3 protein-coding genes and 1 pseudogene are annotated in these 4,588 nt (G+C 67.7%); all 4 read right to left on the bottom strand.

What is annotated here, in order from left to right:
- Window positions 1-225, bottom strand: a pseudogene (locus tag BN1136_RS05025) (glycosyltransferase family 4 protein); the annotation flags it as partial.
- Entirely contained in the window at window positions 222-1,487 is a 1,266-nt protein-coding gene (locus BN1136_RS05030) for a glycosyltransferase family 4 protein (RefSeq protein ID WP_043760858.1), read from the bottom strand. The pseudogene BN1136_RS05025 and the gene BN1136_RS05030, both read right to left, overlap by 4 nt.
- Entirely contained in the window at window positions 1,484-2,872 is a 1,389-nt protein-coding gene (locus BN1136_RS05035) for an O-antigen ligase family protein (protein WP_043760861.1), read from the bottom strand. Before BN1136_RS05035 ends, BN1136_RS05030 begins: the two co-directional genes overlap by 4 nt.
- Window positions 2,860-4,179 (bottom strand): lipopolysaccharide biosynthesis protein, encoded by a 1,320-nt coding sequence (locus BN1136_RS05040; RefSeq protein WP_043760864.1) that lies wholly within the window; start codon window positions 4,177-4,179, stop codon window positions 2,860-2,862. The genes BN1136_RS05035 and BN1136_RS05040 overlap by 13 nt, the downstream gene beginning before the upstream one ends.
- Window positions 4,180-4,588: the final 409 nt, after the last annotated feature.

The raw sequence follows: 4,588 nt of genomic DNA on the forward strand, positions 1-4,588 counted from the left end.
CCGGAGGTGGTGGTGCCGGCAGGCAGGCCAGGAGCCATGATCGGCGGTCAGCACGTGGTGCTCCATGGCGGGCATGCGCTCGCTCAGGGCCTCCAGCATCGCCTCGGTCGCCACCTTGGAGCCCCCGCGAAACGGGATGGGATCCACCAGCACCAGCTTTGTCGTCGCGCTTGACCGCGTCCCCATGCCTGCCATTGCGGCGGCCGGCTCATGACGTTGATTCATGATTGCACTCCTTCGTCCGATGGGATGGTGAGGCTCCGGCTCCCGGCCAGCGCACCTTCCCCCGCAAGACCCACCCTGGCCAGCAGACGCTGCCCGAGCCAGCGCACCATGCGGCCATAGGGGGCGCGCGCAGGGCTGTCCCAGCGCCCCGCCAGCGTCGCCGACCAGAGCGCGCTCACCTTCTCCACATAGCGTTTGACCGTGAACAGCTGGCTGGCACGCAGCTGCCCCGCCAGCCCCAATCGGCTGCGCAGGGCCGGAGCGCTCAATCGCTGCCAGTGGGCCGCCATCTGCCGCCAGTTGCCGGGGTCTGCCAGGAGGCCCGTGATCCCGTGCTCCACCACCTCGGGGATGCCCCCCACCCGATAGGCGCTGACCGGCAGCCCCAGCATGCCCGCCTCGGCTAGGGTCAGGCCGAACACCTCCTCGCGGGCGCCGGAAACCAGCAGATCCACCCCGCCTCGCAGGATGGCGGCGCTGTCAGGCCGCTCGCCGAGAAAGTGCACCCGCTCGGCCACCCCCAGCTCAGCGGCCAATGCCGTGAGCGCGGCCTGTTCGGGGCCGCTGCCGACAACCAGCAGCTGTGCCTTGCCCCCCTGAGCGCAGAGCTCGGCCAGGGAGCGGATCAGCAGGTCCACCCCCTTGCGTTTGATCAGCGACCCTATGGTGGCCAGGATCAGCTCCCCCGACGGCAGCCCGGGCAGGCTGCTGACGGGCCAGGGCTCACCCCGATTGAGCCGCATCTCATCCACCCCGTTGGCGATGTGGACCAGCCGGGTGTGCTCGCAGCCATCCTCCCGCCAGGGGGCCAGCACCGGCTGGCTTACCCCGATCAGCACGTTGGCCTGATGCACCCGCAGACTGAACCTGTCTCTGGGCTGATAACGGGCGTGCAGATGGCACACCAGGGGCACCTTCATCTTGCGGCACACCCCGGCCAGCCACTGGCAGGGGGCGGCGCTGTTGGCGTGCACCAGGGTGATGCCGTGCTCGCTTATCAGTGCCTGCGCCCGCTGGCACAGGGCCCGGTGGGCGGCCAGATCGAAGCGGGGGGCCTGCCAGCCCAGCAGCAGAGAGAAGGGCTCGACCACCGCCTTCACCCCGAGCAGGGCGGCCTCCTCTGCCAGCTGCTGGCTGTTGCACCAGAGCAGGGGGGCAAAGCGGCTGCGATCCAGGTGGGCCAGCAGATCCAGCAGGCAGCGCTCGCTGCCACGGATCCAGTTCTCGCCGTAGTGCACCAGCAAAATGGGGGTTGCGCTCATGACTCTGCTCCCTTTTCCTGTTTATCCCGCTCCGCCCCGGCCATGGCCATTTCCGCTTCCCTGGCCTGCCGGACATATTTGATGGCTGCCACCGCCAGCGACAGCTCCAGATAGATGGGCCAGGTAAAGCCCTGGGTCAGGAAGGACCCCGAGATGACGAACCCCACCATGCTCGCCATCACCCCCTGCATGGCTGTGACTACTGCAGGAGGCATGCCATCCAGGCGGCAGTGCCACGCCCGGTAGAGGGTCACCGCCACCATGCCGACAAACAGGGTCAGCCCCACGAAGCCGGTCTCCGCCAGTACCCCGAACCAGGTGGAGTGCACCGCGTGGTTGAGGCCGTCCCAGTGGGGGCTGTAGAAGAAGTAGTTGTAGTAGAAGTTGGAGAGCCCCACCCCGATGAGCGGATGGGCCAGCGCCATGCCCCAGGCGGCCTGCCAGGCGTAGAGGCGGCCCATGGCCGAGGCATCCACCCCGCTCTCCGCCGCCCCGCCGGAGGCCCTGTCGCTTATCCCGGCGGCGGCGAACAGCACCAGGAGCGCCAGGGTGCCGCACAGGATCAGCAGGGTTTTCGACTGCACCCGCTGCCAGGCAAAGAGGCCGCTCACCGCACAGATCCCGAGCAGGCCGCCGCGACTCTGGGTGGCGATGATGGCGGCGGCCACCAGCACGAACCCCACCGCCCCCAGGATGCGCCCTCCCAGGCCGTTGCCCCGGTTGAGCAGCAGGCTCAGGGAGAAGCCGGCAGGAAACAGCAGCACCAGCGCCAGATCGTTGGGATCCCCCAGCACAGAGCCGAGCTCGCGCCCTATGGTGACCCGGGTCCCCTCCACCAGCCCGATGCCGCTGCTCTTGTTGTAGAGCGCCACCAGGGCCACCATGCAGCCGGCCACCACGAAGACCCGCACCGCCAGGGCGAAGTCCTCCGGCCTGCGTACCAGCCAGGCGGTGGCCAGCGTCATCAGGTAGATCTTGCTGTAGCTGCCGGTCCAGGTGGCGATCGCCTCCCCCCGGTTGCTGGCAAACAGCACCCCGATGGAGACCATCACGAAGAAGGCGGTCAACCAGCTGAGGGGCTGGCTCCAGTAGGGCTTGATGCGGCCGGTGAGCAGGGTGTGCCAGATCAGGGCGCCGATCGCCGCCAGCGAGAAGAGCAGCGGGATCTTGAGGGGATAGAGCTGGGGAAACACCTCGTGCAGCCGGAAAAACGAGAAGGTGACGAACCCCAGCACCATCAGAAACGGCCAGCGCAGGGCAAACCAGATGGCGGGAATGGCCAGCCCCAGCACCGGCAGCAGCAGCGGGTGCGGCAGCCGCCACCAGAGTCCGGCCACCACCAGGGTGGCGGCCAGCCCCCAGAGGGCGTGGCTCAGGCGGCCCATTGCCCTGCCCACCACTGGCCGAGCCACATCATGGCAAGGGAGCCGGCACTGCTCGCCCACAGCATGGAGAGACGGTAAGGCAGCGGCAGCAACCGCTGGCTCACCAGATAGAAGGCGAGCGCCCGTACCAGGTAGACCAGCAGCAGGGTCCAGATCACCCCGGCCACCCCGAAGTGCGGAATGGCGAGCAAAAAGCCAAGGACGCCGAGCAGACTGCATCCCAGATTGATAATCATCTGGGCCTTGCTCTCCTCGCCGCTGAAGCAGCCGACGTTGAGCAGATCAGAGACGTTGCGCACCGCCATCCCCAGCACCAGCAGCGGGATATAGGCGATGGCCCCGTGGTAACTCTCGGGGGTGAGCCAGCGAATGAGCAGGGGCGCTGTGAGCCCCACCACCCCGGCGGTGGCAAACCCCAGCACGGAGCCGAGCACGCTGTAGTGGGCGTTGAGGCGCAGGCCATCCGGCTCCCTGAGCAGCATGAAGCGGCGCGGATACCACCAGAGGGCGAAGGGTTGCAGCAAAAGTCCCACCGCCAGTGCCAGCTTGCCCGCCACCGCGTAGTAGGCCAGCAGGGCCTCGCCGACGTGTTCGGCCAGCAGCCAGCGATCCAGCCCGCTCAGGGCAAAGCCCGCCAGCCCGCTCACCACCAGCGGCAGGCCGTAGCGCAGCAGGGGGAGGTAGTATTGCCAGTCAAAGCGGATGCCGCCATCGCGCCACTGCCAGAGGCTCAGCAGCAGCGCCAGCCCGACACAGGTGAGGGTGCCGGAGGCGAGCACCCCGCTCACGCCCCAGCCGAGCCAGAGCCACCAGGCGGTCAGCAGGGACTGGATCACCGCCTTGCCGGCGGTGGCCACAAAGAAGAGACGGGCCTGATTGCGCATCCGCAGCCAGGCCAGCGGCACCCCGATCACCCCCTCGAACGGCAGGGCGCAGAGCACCCAGCGCACATCGGCAAGGCGGGTTTCGGTTGGCAGCAGCCGCTGCACCAGGGGTGCCAGCCACCAGAGCAGCACCAGGCTCGCCAGCGCGATGATCCAGACCAGGCCGAACACCCGCGCCACCACCTGCTTGCGCTCGTCCTCATCTGCCGCCATCCCGGCGAAGCGATAGAGGGCATCCACCAGCCCGAACCCCAGGATGAGGGAGCCCAGGTTGATGATGGTCAGCAAGACCTCCAGCTGGCCATACTCCCGGGGTGCCAGCAGGTGGGTCAGCACCGGCAGCATCAGCAGGGAGATCCCCTTCATCAGCAAGAGGCCGGCGGCGTAATAGAGCATGGCTATCTGGTTCACTCCGAGTCTCATAGGGCCTCCCAGCCACCGGGCAACGGATCGTGCTTACTCTGTTACCCGTCAATGCAAGGGGCACGCCAGCCAGGGGAGACACCGGGCACGGCGTTCGGCCGCCCCGCGCTTTGCACCTGCGGCGCTTGCACGGCAAGAATCAAGGTTCAGAATGAGACTCTTTTTTGCGTTTTGCAGCACCGTCGGCGCAATTTGCACCGCGCACCGCCGCAAGACGCCCCTGCGGGTGGCCGGCGCATGCAGAGAGCCGGTTGGCCCGATCCCTGCTAGATCCCGGCTAGTCGCCGACAGTGACGCTCGGCCATCACGACAGCAGAGCCAGAGGAGAGGACGCCATGAACAGCATCAGCCTGTATCGGATGAAAGCCTGGGCCAAGCAGGGGGAGTCAGCCCAGGCTTTCATCCGATA

The organism is Aeromonas taiwanensis (assembly GCF_000820165.1).
Lineage (GTDB): Bacteria > Pseudomonadota > Gammaproteobacteria > Enterobacterales > Aeromonadaceae > Aeromonas > Aeromonas taiwanensis.

Excerpts from the sequence above, each read along its gene's own strand:
- BN1136_RS05035 (WP_043760861.1), bottom strand. The coding sequence starts at position 2,872 with ATGGGCCGCCTGAGCCACGCCCTCTGGGGGCTGGCCGCCACCCTGGTG.
- BN1136_RS05030 (WP_043760858.1), bottom strand. The coding sequence starts at position 1,487 with ATGAGCGCAACCCCCATTTTGCTGGTGCACTACGGCGAGAACTGGATC.
- BN1136_RS05040 (WP_043760864.1), bottom strand. The coding sequence starts at position 4,179 with ATGAGACTCGGAGTGAACCAGATAGCCATGCTCTATTACGCCGCCGGC.